18 protein-coding genes and 1 pseudogene are annotated in these 17122 nt (G+C 45.7%); 2 read left to right on the top strand and 17 right to left on the bottom strand.

Annotated elements, in window-relative coordinates; all coding sequences use genetic code 11:
• The first annotated feature begins 63 nt into the window (after positions 1 to 63).
• Positions 64 to 1278 (top strand): class I SAM-dependent methyltransferase, encoded by a 1215-nt coding sequence (locus JGK07_RS04500; RefSeq protein WP_293241436.1) that lies wholly within the window; start codon positions 64 to 66, stop codon positions 1276 to 1278.
• Positions 1279 to 1543: 265 nt separating this feature from the next.
• Here JGK07_RS04500 and JGK07_RS04495 read toward each other — a convergent pair whose 3' ends face one another.
• The 9 genes from JGK07_RS04495 to JGK07_RS04455 form a co-directional block, all read right to left on the bottom strand.
• Positions 1544 to 2185 (bottom strand): transglutaminase family protein, encoded by a 642-nt coding sequence (locus JGK07_RS04495; RefSeq protein WP_293180632.1) that lies wholly within the window; start codon positions 2183 to 2185, stop codon positions 1544 to 1546.
• Positions 2186 to 2266: 81 nt separating this feature from the next.
• The gene (locus JGK07_RS04490) at positions 2267 to 2704 is read right to left on the bottom strand and encodes an O-acetyl-ADP-ribose deacetylase (protein WP_293180629.1); all 438 of its coding nucleotides are present in this window, start codon (positions 2702 to 2704) and stop codon (positions 2267 to 2269) included.
• Positions 2705 to 2789: 85 nt separating this feature from the next.
• Positions 2790 to 3647, bottom strand: a complete 858-nt coding sequence (locus JGK07_RS04485; protein ID WP_293241433.1) for a hypothetical protein — start codon at positions 3645 to 3647, stop codon at positions 2790 to 2792.
• 161 nt (positions 3648 to 3808) lie between these two features.
• Positions 3809 to 4087, bottom strand: a complete 279-nt coding sequence (locus JGK07_RS04480) for a type II toxin-antitoxin system PemK/MazF family toxin (protein ID WP_293190696.1) — start codon at positions 4085 to 4087, stop codon at positions 3809 to 3811.
• The gene (locus tag JGK07_RS04475) at positions 4081 to 4329 is read right to left on the bottom strand and encodes an AbrB/MazE/SpoVT family DNA-binding domain-containing protein (RefSeq protein WP_293190694.1); all 249 of its coding nucleotides are present in this window, start codon (positions 4327 to 4329) and stop codon (positions 4081 to 4083) included. Before JGK07_RS04475 ends, JGK07_RS04480 begins: the two co-directional genes overlap by 7 nt.
• Positions 4330 to 4524: 195 nt before the next feature.
• Positions 4525 to 4749: a hypothetical protein gene (locus tag JGK07_RS04470; RefSeq protein ID WP_293180617.1), complete on the bottom strand. Its 225-nt coding sequence runs from the start codon at positions 4747 to 4749 to the stop codon at positions 4525 to 4527.
• 22 nt (positions 4750 to 4771) lie between these two features.
• Complete coding sequence (locus JGK07_RS04465; RefSeq protein WP_293180794.1) at positions 4772 to 4954, bottom strand: type II toxin-antitoxin system RelE/ParE family toxin; 183 nt, start codon at positions 4952 to 4954, stop codon at positions 4772 to 4774.
• Positions 4902 to 5072 (bottom strand): type II toxin-antitoxin system RelE/ParE family toxin, encoded by a 171-nt coding sequence (locus JGK07_RS04460; protein WP_293180614.1) that lies wholly within the window; start codon positions 5070 to 5072, stop codon positions 4902 to 4904. Before JGK07_RS04460 ends, JGK07_RS04465 begins: the two co-directional genes overlap by 53 nt.
• Positions 5073 to 5327, bottom strand: coding sequence for a hypothetical protein (locus JGK07_RS04455; RefSeq protein WP_293180611.1), 255 nt, complete (start codon positions 5325 to 5327; stop codon positions 5073 to 5075).
• 380 nt (positions 5328 to 5707) lie between these two features.
• Between JGK07_RS04455 and JGK07_RS04450 the strand changes: the two genes are divergently transcribed.
• Positions 5708 to 7261 (top strand): radical SAM protein, encoded by a 1554-nt coding sequence (locus JGK07_RS04450; protein WP_293190690.1) that lies wholly within the window; start codon positions 5708 to 5710, stop codon positions 7259 to 7261.
• Positions 7262 to 7354: 93 nt separating this feature from the next.
• Here the strand turns inward: JGK07_RS04450 and JGK07_RS04445 are convergent, their stop codons facing one another.
• From JGK07_RS04445 to JGK07_RS04410, 8 genes and pseudogenes are all read right to left on the bottom strand, one after another.
• Positions 7355 to 7552, bottom strand: a complete 198-nt coding sequence (locus JGK07_RS04445; protein WP_293190688.1) for a hypothetical protein — start codon at positions 7550 to 7552, stop codon at positions 7355 to 7357.
• Complete coding sequence (locus JGK07_RS04440; protein WP_293190686.1) at positions 7549 to 7923, bottom strand: type II toxin-antitoxin system RelE/ParE family toxin; 375 nt, start codon at positions 7921 to 7923, stop codon at positions 7549 to 7551. The genes JGK07_RS04445 and JGK07_RS04440 overlap by 4 nt, the downstream gene beginning before the upstream one ends.
• A complete protein-coding gene (locus tag JGK07_RS04435; protein ID WP_293196400.1) occupies positions 7913 to 8197 on the bottom strand; it encodes a hypothetical protein in 285 nt (94 codons plus the stop codon). The genes JGK07_RS04440 and JGK07_RS04435 overlap by 11 nt, the downstream gene beginning before the upstream one ends.
• A gap of 105 nt (positions 8198 to 8302) precedes the next feature.
• Entirely contained in the window at positions 8303 to 9847 is a 1545-nt protein-coding gene (locus JGK07_RS04430; RefSeq protein WP_293208854.1) for a GUN4 domain-containing protein, read from the bottom strand.
• Positions 9848 to 9853: 6 nt separating this feature from the next.
• On the bottom strand, positions 9854 to 10264 hold the full coding sequence (locus tag JGK07_RS04425) for a hypothetical protein (RefSeq protein ID WP_293218319.1): 411 nt from the start codon (positions 10262 to 10264) through the stop codon (positions 9854 to 9856).
• 384 nt (positions 10265 to 10648) lie between these two features.
• On the bottom strand, positions 10649 to 11566 hold the full coding sequence (locus JGK07_RS04420) for a transposase (protein WP_293224615.1): 918 nt from the start codon (positions 11564 to 11566) through the stop codon (positions 10649 to 10651).
• A gap of 144 nt (positions 11567 to 11710) precedes the next feature.
• Complete coding sequence (gltB, locus tag JGK07_RS04415; RefSeq protein WP_293224613.1) at positions 11711 to 16297, bottom strand: glutamate synthase large subunit; 4587 nt, start codon at positions 16295 to 16297, stop codon at positions 11711 to 11713.
• A gap of 305 nt (positions 16298 to 16602) precedes the next feature.
• Positions 16603 to 17122 (bottom strand): annotated as a pseudogene (locus JGK07_RS04410) (IS701 family transposase); the annotation flags it as partial.

The raw sequence follows: 17122 nt of genomic DNA, 5'->3' as shown, positions 1-17122 counted from the left end.
CTCTGCGCCCTCTGCGGTTAAAAAATCTTTATTTCCTCAATAAAATAACATCAACTATAAACTATGACAGTCCAGCAATTAGATATTAACGATAGCAACCCCGAACTCTGCGCTTTAATCAGCGAAAGAATTGCCGCCAGTCCCCAGCAGCGCATTACCTTTGCGGAATATATGGATTTGGCACTATATCACCCGCAGTATGGTTACTATAATGGCGATCGACCAAACATCGGCAAACAAGGCGATTTTATCACGTCGCCTCATTGGAGCGCAGATTTTGCTGAGGTTTTGGGCGAGCAATTTGTGGAAATGTGGCAAATTATCGGCAAACCTCATCATTTTACCATAGTAGAAATGGGTGCGGGGCGGGGAACCTTTGCCACACATTTACTGCAATACCTGCAACGACAACATCCCGATTTATTTAAAATATTAGAATACATTATTGTTGAGATTTCCCCTGTACAGCAAGCGGTGCAGCAGCAAAACTTAGCTGAATTTAAAATAGTCAAGTGGTGCAAGTGGGATGAAATAGCTAATAACTCGATTGTCGGATGCTTCTTTTCTAACGAGTTAGTAGATGCTTTTCCAGTCCATCAATTTATCATCGAACAAGGGCAACTTCGGGAAATTTACGTTACCGCAAACGAAGAAAAAAACGAACAATCTGGAAGCAAGTTTATTGAAGTAGTAGGCGAGCTTTCAAATCCTAAGATTGCCGAATATTTTGATTTAGTAGGAATTGATTTATCGGCAAGTGTCTATGGGGATGGTTATCGCAGTGAAGTTAATTTAGCAGCTTTAGAGTGGATAAAAACAGTTGCAGAAAAATTGCAGCGCGGTTATTTGTTGACAATTGATTACGGCCATCCGGCGCACCGCTATTACAATCCGAGACGCACAGAGGGAACGCTGCAATGTTATTACCGCCACCGCTATCACAGCAATCCTTATATTAATGTGGGGTGGCAGGATTTAACGGCCCATGCTGATTTTACGGCGCTGGAAAAACAAGGTGAATTGTGCGGTTTGGAGATGATGGGTTTTACTCAGCAGGCTTGGTTTTTGATGGTGTTGGGTGTGGGCGATAGAATTGCTTCTCTATCTGCAAATGATGCACAAGTATTGGATTTGGCAACATTTTTACGCAGGCGGGAAGCGCTGTATCAATTGATCGATCAGATGGGTTTGGGGGGGTTTGGGGTTTTGGTGCAGTGTAAGGGGCTGAGTGAGGAGGAGAAAGGGGAAAAGCTTAAAGGCTTGAGAGTGCCAGATTAGCTATGTAGATTAGTTTTCTAAGTTGATATTTGGACTTGATTAGGTTACAAAATTATTGATTCACAGTCTAACTAATACTGTTTTATAATTTTCGGAAAATCGACCTTGACAACCCCGGATCAACGTGAAAAAGCTTCTCCAAAGCCTCAGCTTGTTGCTGAGGAATGAGAATAGCTTACAATTTTTATTGTTCTTGTGGGATGGGCGTCCCGCCCGTCTAGAAAGGACGGGCGGGACGCCCATCCCACAAATATGTGTAAATTATTTAATTCACTATCCTGAGTGATTTCCAGTCGATCGCAAGGCCGTATTTCTGTGCGGAGTCGAGAGAAACGTCTGGAAGATTGAGCAGCAGTTTATCCCATGTACTGTGATTTTGTAAAGCCTCTACAACTACTCGCAGCGGCTCAGATAAAATGGTTTGAAAGTCTGCTTCTTCAGGAAACTGAATTTTAAATGCTAATTGCTCTTGAGGAGGTGTGAATTGAGCATTAACATTGTCGCGATTTCCTCTTGCATCAACGCGATACCAACCTACATCTGGCAAATAAACTGCATTGAAACCGTGCAAGGTGTAGGGCGCACCTTTGTCATCAAAGCTCAATCTTTGGTAGCAAAAACCTGCGGGAATGTTGTTGGCCCTCAGCAATGCTGCTAATAGGTGACTTTTGGCAAAACAATAACCTGTTTTGTGCTTTAGTACATCGGATGCTCGACAGGTGACGGGATTCATCTGATAGTCGTAGCTGTGGCGAATTTCGTCTCTAACCCACTCAAAACTAGATTGGGCGATCGCCTCTGATGTATGATGTTGTGATGCTATCTTGTTCGCGAGTGCTAAAATTGCGGGATGATCGCGATCTATAATGTCAGTCGCTGCTAAATAGGTTTTGATTTCTGGAATCATTTTTCTGATAGCCTTTCTGCCTGAGAACTGCTACAATCTTCTCATAAACCTGATGATTCTCCCAATCGAAGCAGCAAAAAGTTATGTTTTGAGGAGCGCCGTTTTTTGCATTTCTTCGTAGCAGATTTTGACTGCAATCTCACCTGCTAAATCCTTAGGATATTTGTAAATGCCGGTGCTAATGCAAGGAAATGCGATACTCTCGAACTTTTGCTCGATCGCGATTTCCATACATTTGCGGTAACATTGGGCTAAGAGTTCGGGTTCTCCGCAGTCGCCTCCTTGCCATACGGGGCCTACGGTGTGGATGATGAAGCGCGCAGGTAAGCGATATCCTTTTGTGAGTTTAGCATCCCCGGTTTTGCATCCTCGGAGCGATCGACATTCGTCAACAAGTTCCGGGCCTGCTGCTTTGTGGATTGCGCCATCTACTCCACCACCTCCAAGCAAACTGGTATTTGCAGCATTGACGATCGCATCTACTTTCAGTTGTGTGATGTTGCCTAAAATAACTTGCATAAAAATAATTAAGCTTTAAAAGTCCATACCTATAATGATACAGAGAGAGTGGGTGCGATCGCAAAATGAACAATTTGGAATCGCATCAAATCCCTGATTCAGTACAAGCTAGGTTCAAATCATCAATCAACCCCAATTGTTGGGCCCACTCTGTTAAGTAACCCCGATCCAAATTATCAGATTGGACTTTCAGAATTCCCAAAACATCATTCCATTGTTTTTGAGACTTAGATTGTTGCCGCCAGAGCAGTTTTGCCAACACAATATCTTCAGGAGAAGCAATCCAAAATAGTTCTACACCAGCTTCGTCAAGCGCTTCTAATCGTCGTCTTGCCATTTTTGAGCGATCGAACTCAGTATCAGAATTCAGCACGATATCGGCGTTTAATACGGAAGTCATGTGAGTGACACTCAACACCATCCCTCTGCCCTTTTGAATATCTTCTACCGAACCCGGAGGGCAGTAAAAACCAGCCGTTTCTAGTGCTTCAACTAATCGAAAAATATTGTCCCGGATCAATTCAATTACTAAATCTAAATCCCGTGTCGTTCTAGGATCGCCATAGACAGAAGCGGCAACGCCTCCTGTAATATAATAAGGAATAGATAATGTTTGAAAAATTGGGTGCAACAGTCGGGCGATGTGGCTGGGATCTTGCGTCCACATAGACGGTTCACTGGTGGGGGTTAAAATTGGCAGCCATTTGCTACGTAAGATCGATCGGGCAAATCGCTCTTTGTAAGTTGAGGGACAAGCTTTTTTCATGCCGCGCAAGCTAACAGTTTTTGCCCAACGATTTAATTTTACCCCTATTTGCCAGCGTTGGGAATTGGTGAGTTGTCGCAGTAGGTAGAAATCAATTGCATCAGCTTCAGGAGTTTTATCATCTGACTGGGGACGATATCCAGGTTTGATGGATATTTTCGGTATGGATTGAATCATTTTGCTTGTTGATTTCCCTAGTTCTATACATGATATCAGTTAACAAGTCTAACCACATAATTGCCGTATTCTTGATGATCAACTACTCATCAAGAATCATATTTTCAAACAAAATAGGTTCAATTCTCTTCAAGACTTCCTTAACTAAATCTTCTGGACATTCACCGATCGAACTTGCTTGCCTTGCGCGATAATCTTGCATAACGTAGTTGATCTGTCATAATTACACCTGTCACCGCTTCACCTTCTGGAATGGGAACATAAAACGGATTTTTTCGTTGTGTGGTGCTAATCGGACAGACAAACACAAACCCCATTTTTTGGTTAAATTTAGTTTGACTCACAACCAGTGCAGGTCGAGTACCCATTTGTTCGTGTCCTGCTTGAGGATCGAAATTGAGGCGAATGAAATGACCTCGTTCGGGGATGTAGTTTACCAAACTTCTTCTCCTTCTGGTTTCCCCCAAGAGATTTCTTCGCTGGGTTCTATTTCGCCTGCCAATAGTTCATCTAGGGTATATTTGGAAATTTTCTGATTTACAGGCTCTATGACCATTTTTCCATTTTCTATACTGCAAATTACGGAATCATCTGCTTTCAGATTGAACAATTTTACAATATAGTCTGGTATTGGCAAAGCTAAGGAATTACCCAAGTTGCTGAGGTGTATTTTTGCTGTCATACATTTGCGATTTTAATGCTCAGGTTTATCTATTATAACCGCTAGATAAGGTTGGGCGCGATCGGGCGCAGGGGTTCAGAAACCGGGTTTCTTCGTAAAATCTCGTGGGGAGGCGTCAATTGTCGCAGAAACCCGGTTTCTTGGATTTCGCGGGGGGACTCAGAAACGGGGTTTCTTCACAAACCTAGTCAACTATTAAAGTTGAAACAAGGGGAGGGTTTGTCCGGTAATTGCCTCATGGAAGCCTTGCTGAATCCCTTCGAGGACTGTTTCAATGGGGTCATCATCAGGATCGATGTCAGTATCTTCCGGTACTAAAACAATAATCCTAACGTGGCTGTGGTTGGCAAAAGCAAGGGGGCGATCGATACAAAGCATTCCTCGATCGTCAATTTTTCCAGTAGTTTCAATCGCTTTCATAATATCAGAAACTCGATACAGTTCACTCAGAGAATAAATCTTCTAAATCTCGGTAGCCGCTAACAACCCGCAGAACTTCAATTCCTGCTTCGATCGCACTGTAGAAAATTAGGTAATCATCGATCGGAAAACTCCGTACATTTTCCATTAACTCATCCCGATTGCGTCCCAGAAGGAGGAAACTTCGAGAGAGTTTGACACTTATTGTTAATTCTGTCCAGAAAGCTTTCTGCTGCATCAAAACCGCTGCGATCGGCAATATAGTCCATAATGTTTTCTATATCCCGACTTGCCGGAACTGTAAATCTACAAATCTGATTCATCTATCTGCTTGCGTGCGTGCGACGTTGTTGCAGCTTTAAGCGCAAACTCCGAAACATATCTTCAGCATTAATTACTTCACTTCGATCGGCCGCATCCATTCCCAGACGAATTTCTTGCTGGAGTTCTTTGAAGCGTCCTTTATAAATATGCTCCCATTTATCTGACTGCAAGAGTTTGATGAAAGCTAAGACTTCTTGTTGCTGGTCTGGCGATAAGACCTTCACATTTTCCAAAATGGCTTGTTCGACGGTCATAATTATCCCTTTTTTTTGATTGTTATTCTACAATCTAGTAACAACATTATATCGCACGGGTGGCTTGACAGCAATTCAGGGGTGAGTTCAATTGCGATCGGTTGTCGATCGCTCAATTAAATCGCAAATAACTTCCAGGTAGCGTCGCAACTGCTACAGTATTTCCCAACAAATCGAAAAACTAAATGATTAATAAAATAGTCAATTTGACTCATCTCATCTAGATTAATCTATTTTTATGCTATCGTCTGATTTTATTAAAGAGTAGCTCACCGACTTGTGCTACCGTCTAGGGGTTGCGATTGGCTTCCCTGGTGTCGCAGGCGATCGCGAGCCGGAAAAAATCCCATCCTCTTATCCCACATTCCCAATCCTCCATTATGATAGCTAAAAACTCTCCCACAATTGGACTGATTGAACCTCCAGCAACGGGACTCTATGATGCAGAAGGTAAAAATTGGACTTCTTTATACAGACATCGTTCCTTAATCAGCAAGCAAGTTTTGATTCCTGACTTGCAAGCAGGAGGATTTGATGCCCGATTGGTCAACCTCAGAGATGACAATTATAGTGAAGAATTTGGGGAGATTGTCTGGAAAGGGATGACCCTGCGGAAAACTTACGTTGGGGGCAAAATTGCTGCCCTAGATCCCCAGGCATTCGATGCTTGGGGCATTACAGTGAATTTCTCCCAAGACCGTCAAGTCACTTGTATGGTGATTGAGCATCTGGCTAAGGGAGGTCGTCCCATTGTCGTTGGTGGGTCGGATGCTTTCGCTGAACCGCACCACTACTTGAAGGCCGGCGCAGCAGCAGTCGTTCAGGATAAATCTGGGGCAGCGAATTGGGCTATTTTTGACTATGTACTGGGAAAAACCCCACGAGAAGAACTCACGGGTGTCATTCTCGCAGATGGTAGACAGTATCCCAGGAAGGCTAAAGCCAAAAGTCCAGAGGAGTGGGCACTACCATCGGTGGAAGTGGCGCGGGAGTGTTTAGGGACACTGCCCAATGTCCAGGGAACTGTTCCAGTAGGTTCGTTGGTAGCTGACATTGGTTGCGATCGCACCTGCGATTTTTGCATGACACCTACCTACGGCACTGGCTTTCGGAGAATGTCTCCTGAAACATCCCTCAAATGGTTGGCGATTCAGAAAGAAGCGGGGGCTCGATCGATCAATATCGGTTCCGATCAATTCCTCGCCCGTGGACTCTTTCCTGAGGGGCGACAAGAGATCCTCGACATTACCAATGGTGCGCGGGAGATGGGAATAACTCTGATGTGGCCCAATGGTTTAGAACTGAGGAAAACAACTCTCGGCGCTGGGCGTAACTATGAAAGCAGCGACCTCAGACCTGACGAAGAACTGATTGAAGCACTGTTTGGCTGGGACGGCAAAGTCGGTTGTCCTTTGGCTTATATCCCTGCCGAACGTCCCGTTTTTGGACGAGAAGCTTACAAGAAGCTCCTTCCTTGGCAAGAGCATTGTACCTTGATGAAATCTGTGGTCAGAACTGGTGTACCTGTGATTGCTTATGGGATCATTATCGGGCTACCCGACGATGACCATGAGGACTTGTTACTTCTTGAGGAAGCCATCTCAGAATTGGTCGATGAACTGGTAGAGATTAACCCGCAATTGGAATTTCAGACTTCGTGCTACAGCATTATTCCCTTGCCCGGAACTCCGCAATCTTATGACTTACGGAAATCAGGAATGCTACAGTTTGAAGACCCCTGTCTTTGGGGGGTATGGACAACGACTTCCAATACTAAGCACCTTACCTACGAGCAGGTTTCCGATTGGCAAATTCGTCTATCTAAGATTCGGAAATCTCCGTCTGAATTTACCAACTATAACGGCGAATATTCAGCGATGGTTAGTGACGCTTCCTCCGACGACTCAAAGGTTGTGTTGGCAAATTTGAACTAAACACCGCTCGTGGGAGATTACATCGGCGAATTTGCGAGCGAGGATGAAGAAAATGAAGAGGAATCTGAGGTATAATCAATGCCTTTTTGACGCTTAGCAGAACGCTCGATTTCCCAAGGTACAAGCGATCGCCCAAAACCCGGTTTCTCGGATTAGCGTGCGGGGTTCAGAAACCGGGTTTCTGTGACAATTCAAATTGCGGGCGATCGCAAATAACTTCCAGGTAGCGTCGCAACTGCCTTCAGGAAGGTTGCACAGCAAGATGACATCTGAATAAAGTTGATAGTTCATAATTCTTCTGATTCGGGCAATTGTTGCTCGTATTGGCCTAGAATTTCTCGAACTGTTTCGGCCGCGATGTCTGATAGATCTGATTTAGAATAGATAGTCACCAAAACGATGGAATCGCTAGTTTTGAGGTAATAAATAGCACGGTAGCCAGCGCTTTTGCCTTTTTGAATGTCGCTGTTTTTAATTCTGACTTTGAAAATTTCGTACTCCATTCCCGGAATGCGATCGCCCGGAAGTTCCCCCGCTTGAAGTTGTTCGATTACAGGCTGAATGTCTTTGCGAATGTTGCGATAGCGTTTGCCTAAAGTTCGCAAGTCTCTTTGAAATCGGGGGGTGAGTTCAATTGCGATCGGTTGTGGATCAATTGTCATCGATGCCATCCCACAGTTGAGACAAGGGAAGAGTTTGTCCGGTAATTGCCTCATGGAAGCCTTGCTGAATTCCTTCGAGGACAGTTTCAGTAGGGTCATCATCGGGATCGATGTCAGTATCTTGACGAATTTCTTGTTGCAGTTCTTTGAAGCGTCCTTTATAGATATCTTCCCATTTATCGGACTGCAAGAATTTGATGAAAGCTAAGACTTCTTGTTGTTGGTCTGGCGATAAGACCTTCACATTTTCCAAAATGGCTTGTTCAACGGTCATAATTATCTGTTTCCTTTTGATTGTTATTTTACAATCTAGTAACAATATTATATCAAACGGGTGGGGCAACAGCAATTCGAGGGTGAGTTCAATTGCGATCGGTTGTTAAACTTTACAAGTTTCGATGCGAGAGAAGAGACGTAACCCCTCTCCTATCCTATTTTCCTCCCCCTCCCCACCAGAACCACGCATCCCCAACTCCTCCCTCTCCCCCACCCACCACCCCCCACCCAAAGGGAGGTGTCCACTAGGTGCTGATTTGTTGAATTTTACATCTTTGTAGTACAACCATTTTCCATTCACACGCCACCCCACTCGATCGCCAAAAGCTTCCCAGATTTTCTCATCATATTCTCTGGTTCCTCCCAGACTTTCATAGATCCGCTTCTGCACCGAAAAGCCGAAGCGCCCGTTACTGTATTTTGCCCAAAGCCGATCGATAGTTCGCAAGTCTTCACAGGGAAATCGATAGATATCTTCAGTTCTCAGCCAGCCCTCCTCTTTTCTCCCCGCTACTTCCAGCATTTTGTTAGATGTTTCTTTATTTGCCTGTTTCCATTTTTCAGTTGCCAGTAAATCGCGAAACTTAGTGTAGTCTACTCCGCATTCTGACTTGAAGGGAACATCAGCCTCAGTAGGATTAGCATTCGTTACAGGTGTAGATTTGGGAGATAATGGAGATGCCGATTTGTTCGCAACATTGCTACTAACATAATTCTCTTCAGAATATCGCTCATCTTCTCTCTGCGAGACAGCGATTCTTTGAATTCCATTAATCGCCTCCATATCGCCAGTAGATGCAGCCAATACGCGAATCCACAATTGTTTTGCTAGATCATAATCTTTGTTTAATCCCGCTTGATAGGCATCGTTTTTAAGAATAGAAACATCTTGTAAAGTTGCATATTGCGGGCAAATAATTAAGTGGGACTTCGTAACTGGCTCTGCAATACAGTAAGGTGTTTGTCGCACTTTTTCGCCTTTATGTTCCCGAATCAGTTCGGGAACTCGCACACTCAAATAATGGTTCAATCGCTCGACAGTTGCACATTTCCCTTGAATGCCCAACCCCTCCAGCACTGCTTTTGTGAAAATACCTTGCTGTAAAGTTTCTATTTCGTATGACAACTGATTGGGACTACAAGAAAAAAAGGTAATAATTCCCTTTTGTCGTGCAACTTCAGCAGCTTGATTCCCGATTCCTTCTCCCGATTTACTACCTTGATCTCGACAAGCATCCAGAATCAAAATAATATTGCCAGCACCACAGCGACGCAATTGTTCTGTCACGTAACTAATTGAAATCGCTGTACGTTCGACATCATCCGGATCGCTATCAGAAGCCATCAGGTAATCACACCCTTTATGCCGCCTACCATGACCGCTGAAGAAAAACCAAAAGTTATCCCCAGCTTCCATAAAGGGTTTTTCAAACATTGTCCTCAAAACTAGATTCAGATTAGTAAAAAAAGGACGAGTCGATCTACCATTAAAATCAGGCGAGTCATCTGAGTAAAATAAAACTTTCTCACACCTCACCTGATTGCGAAGAAAATTCTGCATTAAATGTGCATCCGGCTTGGCATACTTCAGCGGAGTTAGGAAATCATAGGTATTGATACCAATTGATATGGCTAAATTTTTTCCCATTTCACATTAAGACTTGCGTTTAAATCTCAACAATACAGTTCTTGTATCTGCAACTTTTGCCCCCATACCGACTAAACTGAAAGAACCTTCGGCGTTAATTGCAACGGATAACTCAATTTCAGATAACTCGATCGCTTTCATGTCTGCTTCCGCATCCGCACGGCTGAACATTTTATCTACCGTTTGCATAAAATCAGCCAGTTCTTTTTCTAATTTATTGATACTAACATTGTGAAGTCGCAAGCTATCAACCGCTTTTGTTACCTGCTTTTGGGCTTGCTGATTTGGCTGCGTGTCCCAAGCATCACTCCAGTCTATCCCTATATGTCCACCATTTTTCGCACCGTCAGAATCAGGTGCATCAGGAGACTCATCCCAAGTATCGGCGGTCACAATCGAAATCGTTTCATCGGGCATGGGTGTTTAAGGCTCCAAATTATCTGGATATTTTTAGTAGATGCTAACCGCGACTATAGTCTTAGATTGTACCTGAAATTTATCAATTGGTTCATGAGGATTTTTAGGGGTTGTTGGTGGGGGGTTAGAAACCGGGTTTCTTTCCTGAATCTGGGTGGGGATTCGGAGATTGTCGCAGAAACCCGGTTTCTTGGATTTGAGGGTGATGGTGGGAGGTTAGAAACCGGGTTTCTTTCCTGAATCTGGGTGGGGATTCGGAGATTGTCGCAGAAACCCGGTTTCTTGGATTTGAGGGTGATTGGTGGGGAGTTAGAAACCGGGTTTCTTTCTAAATCTGGTGATGATGTTTAAATTGTCGCAGAAACCCGGTTTCTTGGAGTTTGGTTATTCTTCAAAGGTTAGATGGTGGATAAATTTATCGCTAGTTAATTCTTCTAAAAAGTAACGATAAGCTTCTGCTGAGTTAAATTGCGATCGCACTTCATCTATTTTAGGTAAACTCCCATGACGCAAATCGATATATTCTTGATAGCTGGAAAATTCCCAGTCTTCTGCTTTTTTAACTATGTTAGCAGAGACTGGGTTTAAATGAATATAGCGAGTGAGATGTAACAAATATTCTTCTCTATCTACATGAATTGCCTGAAACCTTCCCTGAAACAGCGAACCGACTTTTTGATAGCGTTTATTGATAGCCTTGACATAGGACAGAGTAAATGACTGCATCAGCTTAGAAAAACTATCGGTTTTCAGGTAAACCAATAAATGATAGTGGTTCGGCATCAAACAATAAGCGATAATATCGACACCATTCATAATCAGATGGTTTCTTAATTGGCGTAAAAAATAAATATAATTTTCTTGTTGAAAAAATATCAACTGACGGTCATTACCTCGGTTATAAACATGGTAGTAATTACCCGCTTGTAAGATAACTTCACGATGTGGCATATGGCATATCGGTGGGGAGTTAGAAACCGTTGGTGGGGAGTCAGAAACCGGGTTTCTCACCCAAATCTTGGCATCCTCACCAAGATTATCGCAGAAACCCGGTTTCTTGGATTTTGGGTGGGGGTTAGAAACCGGGTTTCTTCCTAAATCTGGGTGGTGATTCCAAGATTGTCGCAGAAACCCGGTTTCTTGGCTGTGACGACAGAGTTCCAGGTACACTGAGGCCTCAGAAACCGGGTTTCTTTCCACAATCTCGGTGATGATGCAGAAATTGTCGCAGAAACCCGGTTTCTCTGCTGTGACGCAGAGTTCCTGGTACATGAAGGCCTCAGAAACCGGGTTTCTTTCCACAATCTCGGTGATGATGCAGAAATTATCGCAGAAACCCGGTTTCTTGGATTTTGGGATCTTGGGTGGGGGTTCAGAAACCGGGTTTCTTCCTAAATCTTGGTGGGGATTCCGAGATTATCGCAGAAACCCGGTTTCTTGGATTTACTAACTACCGCCAATCCGAGCGACATCGCGAGCATTTTCTTCAAAAGCCGCCGTCAGCGCATCATCACCGCTCAAACCCGCAGCGATCGCCCTTTCAATGGCCTGCAACACCCGCTTATAATCCTTCGGCATCACCTTCACAAACACCGGCAACATCGCATCCCAATTTGCCAAAACCTTCGACGCGATCGCACTTCCAGTCAAATCAAAATGAGTCTGAATCAACTCCCGCAAATCGCTAATTTCCTCAACATCCTCCAGTTTTTCCAGCGCCACCATCGACATATTGCAGCGAGTTGCAAAATCACCGGCCTCATCCAAAATGTAAGCAACGCCACCACTCATTCCCGCTGCAAAATTGCGCCCGGTTTCGCCCAAAACTACAACTTTGCCGCCAGTCATGTACTCGCAACCGTGATCGCCGACACCCTCGACTACTGCGTTAACGCCGGAGTTACGCACCCCAAAACGTTCCCCAGCCAGCCCTCGGATGAAAACCTCGCCAGATGTCGCTCCGTAAAGCACTACGTTGCCGACGATCGCGTTTTCCTCTGCGACAAAGGTGGAAGCTAACGACGGGTACAAGATGATTTTGCCGCCGCTGAGGCCTTTGCCCAAATAGTCGTTGGCTTCGCCTTCGAGCTCTAGGGTGACTCCTTTGGGTACGAATGCGCCAAAGCTTTGTCCGGCGCTGCCTTGGAAGTGCAGGTGCACCGTGTCATCGGGCAAGCCTTCCCAGTGGCGTTTGGTGATTTCGTTGCCGAGAATTGTGCCGACAACCCGGTTGATGTTGGTAATTGGGAGTTTGGCGCGGACTGGTTCGCCGTTTTCGATCGCACTTTTGCACAAATCCAGCAGTACACTAAGGTCGATCGACTTTTCCAAACCGTGATCCTGCGACATCTGACAGTAGCGCCCGACATCCGCCCCAACTTCCGGCTGATACAGGATGTTCGAGAAGTCCAAACCCTTAGCCTTCCAGTGTTCTACCGCTTGTTTCGCTTCCAAAACATCGGTGCGCCCGACCATTTCATTCAGCGTGCGGAAGCCCAATTGCGCCATGATTTCGCGGACTTCTTGGGCGATGAATGTCATAAAGTTTACCGTGTGTTCAGGATCTCCCGTAAAGTTTTTCCGCAACAGGGGGTCTTGTGTCGCAACGCCGACAGGGCAAGTGTTCTGATGGCAAACGCGCATCATGATGCAGCCCAATGTCACCAGCGGTGCGGTGGCAAAACCGAATTCCTCTGCACCAAGCAATGCAGCAATTGCTACATCGCGGCCGGTTTTGAGTTGTCCGTCGGTTTCCACGGCGATTCGGCTGCGGAGATTGTTGAGTACCAGGGTTTGGTGAGTTTCGGCCAATCCCAACTCCCAAGGTAATCCGCAGTGTTTGATCGAAGTTTGGGGTGACGCGCCTGTACCGCCGTCGTAGCCTGAGATCAGCACGACATCGGCGTGGGCTTTAGCGACACCTGCCGCGATCGTCCCAACTCCCACTTCCGACACCAATTTGACGCTAATCCGGGCTTCCCGGTTGGCATTTTTCAAGTCATGAATCAATTCTGCCAAATCTTCGATCGAATAAATGTCGTGGTGAGGCGGAGGCGAAATCAAGCCTACGCCGGGAGTTGAGTGCCGGACTTTGGCAATCCACGGGTATACTTTTTTACCGGGTAACTGTCCGCCTTCTCCGGGTTTTGCCCCTTGCGCCATCTTGATTTGGAGTTCCTTCGCTTGGGAAAGGTACAAGCTGGTAACGCCGAAACGCCCGGAAGCAACTTGTTTGATCGCACTGTTTTTCGAGTCACCGCGATCGTTTGTCCAAGTATATCGATCGGGATCTTCGCCACCTTCACCAGTGTTCGATTTGCCACCAATGCGGTTCATCGCGATGGCTAAAGATTCGTGGGCTTCTTGGGAAATCGAACCATAACTCATCGCCCCGGTTTTGAAGCGTTTGATAATAGATTCGATCGGCTCAACTTCCTCAATCGGAATCGATTCCCGCTGCTTGAATTCCAGCAAACCGCGTAGGGTAAAATGCTGTTGACTTTGTTCGTTAACCAGCCCGGAATACTGTTTGAAAAGCGGATAACTTCCCTCGCGCACGGCTTTTTGCAGGGCGTGAATGGTTTGCGGGCTGAACAAGTGGGCTTCCCCTTCCTTGCGCCATTGATATTCGCCACCGACATCGAGGGTGTGTCCGCTGGATGGGCGATCGGGGAATGCGTGGGTATGGCGTAAAATCGCTTCTTGGGCGATGACTTCGAGGTCTACTCCTGCAATTCGCGATGCTGTCCAAGTGAAGTATTTATCGACTACGGATTTGTTTAAGCCGATCGCCTCAAATATCTGTGCACCACGGTAACTTTGAATGGTGGAAATCCCAATTTTCGAGGCAACCTTAGTCACGCCTTTGGTTGCGGCTTTCACGTAGTTTTTGCAAGCTGTCTTAGTATCAACATTTACCAGCAAACCTTCGCGGATCGAATCTGCGATCGTCTCGAAAGCCAAATAGGGATTGATCGCACCGCAACCGTAGCCGATTAAAGTCGCAAAGTGATGCACTTCGCGCGGTTCGCCGGATTCGAGCACCAGTCCCGCCCGCGTGCGCGTTCCTTTGCGGATCAAGTGGTGGTGGAGGCCCGCAACTGCTAGCAGCGCGGGAATCGGGGCATTTTCGGCATCGATTCCCCGATCGCACAAAATCAGAATATTCACGCCAGAGGCGATCGCGCGATCGGCTGCTGCGAAAACATCTTCTAGCGACTGTTCAAGACCTTTTACACCAGTTTTGGGGTCGAACAAAATCGGTATCGTAATCGACTTGAAATTGCCTTGGGAAACGTGTTTGAGTTTAGCCAATTCTTCATTGCTGAGAATAGGTGTTTTCAGCTCAATTAAATGACAGCTTTCTGGTTCCGGTTTCAGCAAATTGCGTTCCGATCCAATTGTCGTTTCCGCAGAAGTGACAATCTCTTCGCGGATCGAATCAATGGGCGGATTCGTAACTTGGGCAAACAGTTGTTGGAAGTATTCATAAAGCAACTTTTGCCTGTTCGATAAAACAGCTAACGGCGTATCCGCGCCCATTGCACCGACAGCTTCCACCCCGTCCCGTGCCATCGGTGCTAACAGCAACCGCAGTTCTTCAAAGGTGTAGCCGAAAGCCATTTGCTGCTGTAATAAAGGCACTGGGTTGGATTCTGCAACTTCCGTAACATCTAGAAGTTTGGCAATTTCTACCATGTGCGTGTCAATCCACTCGCGGTACGGATGTTCCGAAGCGATTTGATGTTTGATTTCATCGTCAGAAATGATGCGGCCTTCTGCGGTATTTACCAGGAACATCCGGCCTGGTTGCAAGCGGCCTTTTGAAAGAATTCGTTCCGGTGCGATCGGCAAAACTCCCGCTTCCGATGCCATAATTACTAAGTCATCCTTGGTAATGCAGTAACGAGAAGGACGCAAACCATTGCGATCGAGCACGGCCCCGATCGATGTACCATCCGTAAAGGCGATCGAAGCAGGCCCATCCCAAGGTTCCATCAAACAGGAATGGTATTCGTAGAAAGCCTTTTTCTCATCACTCATCGACTCGTGGGCTGTCCACGGTTCGGGAATCATCATCATAATGGCATGAGGCAAAGAACGCCCGGCCAAAGTCAGCAATTCCAAAGCATTATCAAAAATAGTTGAGTCGCTACCTTCGACATTGATTAAATTGGGGATTTTCTTTAAATCATCGCCGAATAGTTCCGACTCAAACATCGATTGCCGCGCATTCATCCAATTGATGTTGCCGCGCATGGTGTTAATTTCGCCGTTGTGGGCGATGTAGCGGTAAGGGTGCGATCGTTCCCAACTTGGGAAAGTATTGGTGCTGAAGCGCGAGTGAACTAGGGCTAAAGCGCTTTCCATGTCGGGGTCGTGCAGTTCGGGATAATAATCTCCAACTTGCACGGGCATCAACATTCCCTTGTAGACGATCGTCCGGCATGACAGCGTAGAATTATACCAGTATGGATCTACTTTCTGCCTGCGAATCGCATTGTGGGCGCGTTTGCGGATCACGTATAGTTTGCGCTCAAAAGCCGCCTCGTCCATACCTGGGGTGCGGCTGACAAACACTTGCTGCATAAATGGTTCGCTAGCTTTGGCGGTGTCGCCCAGAGACGAGTTATCTGTGGGGACATCGCGCCAACCGAGCACGGGACATCCTTCTTCGGCGGCGATTTCTGCAAAGATGCGTTTGCCGTTTTCCCGTTGAGTCCGATCGCGCGATGAGTAAATCGCACCAACACCGTACTCGCCGGCGGCTGGAAGTTCGATATTTTCGGCTGCGGCTGCTTTTTTGAGGAATTTGTGGGGCACTTGCATCAAAATGCCCGCGCCGTCTCCGGTATTGGCTTCGCAGCCACAAGCCCCCCGATGGTCGAGATTTAACAGGATTGTCAATGCCTGTTCGACTATTTCGTGGGATTTGTTACCCTTGACGTGTACAATAAATCCGACTCCGCAAGCATCGTGCTCGAACTGCGGATCGTACAGCCCTTGTTTTTGTGGCAGTCCGTTGTTGTTCATTTTGATGTATCTCTCAAAGTGGCGAAAAGATTTTGATCTAGAGTAGAGCGTGGGATGGCGATCGACCTAGTATCCAGGGTAAGCGCACGTTAAATAGTAGCTCAGGATACAGATTAATAAGCCAGATACTGAAGTTAAAGGTGCAATGCTAAAGGTTTGTGAGATTTCCCCGCTTCGAGGCTGACACAAGGTGACACTCTCTGGGTGTTCCCACCTCTTGGTTCCCGTTATGTCTCAAGGATTTGCGCCCGCTGTTGAACTGACCACACAGGAGTGCGGTTCCCTTAGCGGGACTTAAACAAATTTTAAGCCCAAACAAGGCCTAAACTGGCTTTATAAGCGGAGAATACGTCCCAATTTTGGTTCAACGATTTCACAAATCTAAAAGATATGGCTGTCCGAAATGCTTCGAGTGCATCATTAAAAGTGTTTAAAGGTTTGTTTGCCCATTGGCGCCTTAATCCTCCTGTTAAGGTATGCCAGAGAATGAAAGTGTAAGCACAAAACACCATAATGAAATGTCTTTTTAGGCTGATTTCATCTCTGACTTGATATTCATTTAAGCCCAACCAGCCCTTGGCTTCCCGATAGAAAATTTCAACCCAATTTATGAGTGAATAAGTTTTTACTATCCACTCCTTTGTCGCTGTTGATACGTCAACATTACCGATCAAATAATCTATTTCAGTGGCGGTATCGAAAGTTTCTGCATTCATGACGATAGCTATTACTTTCTTACCCGTGCATTTTGATAATTCGACGAATTGAATTGCTACCCATACTGTTCTAGGTCGTTCTAAAGAAAGTTGAATTTTTGTGAAAGCC

Source organism: Microcoleus sp. PH2017_24_DOB_U_A, from assembly GCF_020738205.1.
In the GTDB taxonomy this organism is placed as follows: Bacteria; Cyanobacteriota; Cyanobacteriia; order Cyanobacteriales; family Microcoleaceae; genus Microcoleus.
Note: the sequence above shows the minus strand (reverse complement) of the source record. Positions and strands in the feature narration are given on the sequence as shown.

What these genes read in the sequence shown, in the direction of transcription:
- JGK07_RS04500 (WP_293241436.1), top strand. Translation starts at nt 64, where the DNA reads ATGACAGTCCAGCAATTAGATATTAACGATAGCAACCCCGAACTCTGC.
- JGK07_RS04495 (WP_293180632.1), bottom strand. Translation starts at nt 2,185, where the DNA reads ATGATTCCAGAAATCAAAACCTATTTAGCAGCGACTGACATTATAGAT.
- JGK07_RS04490 (WP_293180629.1), bottom strand. Translation starts at nt 2,704, where the DNA reads ATGCAAGTTATTTTAGGCAACATCACACAACTGAAAGTAGATGCGATC.
- JGK07_RS04485 (WP_293241433.1), bottom strand. Translation starts at nt 3,647, where the DNA reads ATGATTCAATCCATACCGAAAATATCCATCAAACCTGGATATCGTCCC.
- JGK07_RS04475 (WP_293190694.1), bottom strand. Translation starts at nt 4,329, where the DNA reads ATGACAGCAAAAATACACCTCAGCAACTTGGGTAATTCCTTAGCTTTG.
- JGK07_RS04470 (WP_293180617.1), bottom strand. Translation starts at nt 4,749, where the DNA reads ATGAAAGCGATTGAAACTACTGGAAAAATTGACGATCGAGGAATGCTT.
- JGK07_RS04460 (WP_293180614.1), bottom strand. Translation starts at nt 5,072, where the DNA reads ATGAATCAGATTTGTAGATTTACAGTTCCGGCAAGTCGGGATATAGAA.
- JGK07_RS04455 (WP_293180611.1), bottom strand. Translation starts at nt 5,327, where the DNA reads ATGACCGTCGAACAAGCCATTTTGGAAAATGTGAAGGTCTTATCGCCA.
- JGK07_RS04450 (WP_293190690.1), top strand. Translation starts at nt 5,708, where the DNA reads ATGATAGCTAAAAACTCTCCCACAATTGGACTGATTGAACCTCCAGCA.
- JGK07_RS04445 (WP_293190688.1), bottom strand. Translation starts at nt 7,552, where the DNA reads ATGAACTATCAACTTTATTCAGATGTCATCTTGCTGTGCAACCTTCCT.
- JGK07_RS04440 (WP_293190686.1), bottom strand. Translation starts at nt 7,923, where the DNA reads ATGACAATTGATCCACAACCGATCGCAATTGAACTCACCCCCCGATTT.
- JGK07_RS04435 (WP_293196400.1), bottom strand. Translation starts at nt 8,197, where the DNA reads ATGACCGTTGAACAAGCCATTTTGGAAAATGTGAAGGTCTTATCGCCA.
- JGK07_RS04430 (WP_293208854.1), bottom strand. Translation starts at nt 9,847, where the DNA reads ATGGGAAAAAATTTAGCCATATCAATTGGTATCAATACCTATGATTTC.
- JGK07_RS04425 (WP_293218319.1), bottom strand. Translation starts at nt 10,264, where the DNA reads ATGCCCGATGAAACGATTTCGATTGTGACCGCCGATACTTGGGATGAG.
- gltB (WP_293224613.1), bottom strand. Translation starts at nt 16,297, where the DNA reads ATGAACAACAACGGACTGCCACAAAAACAAGGGCTGTACGATCCGCAG.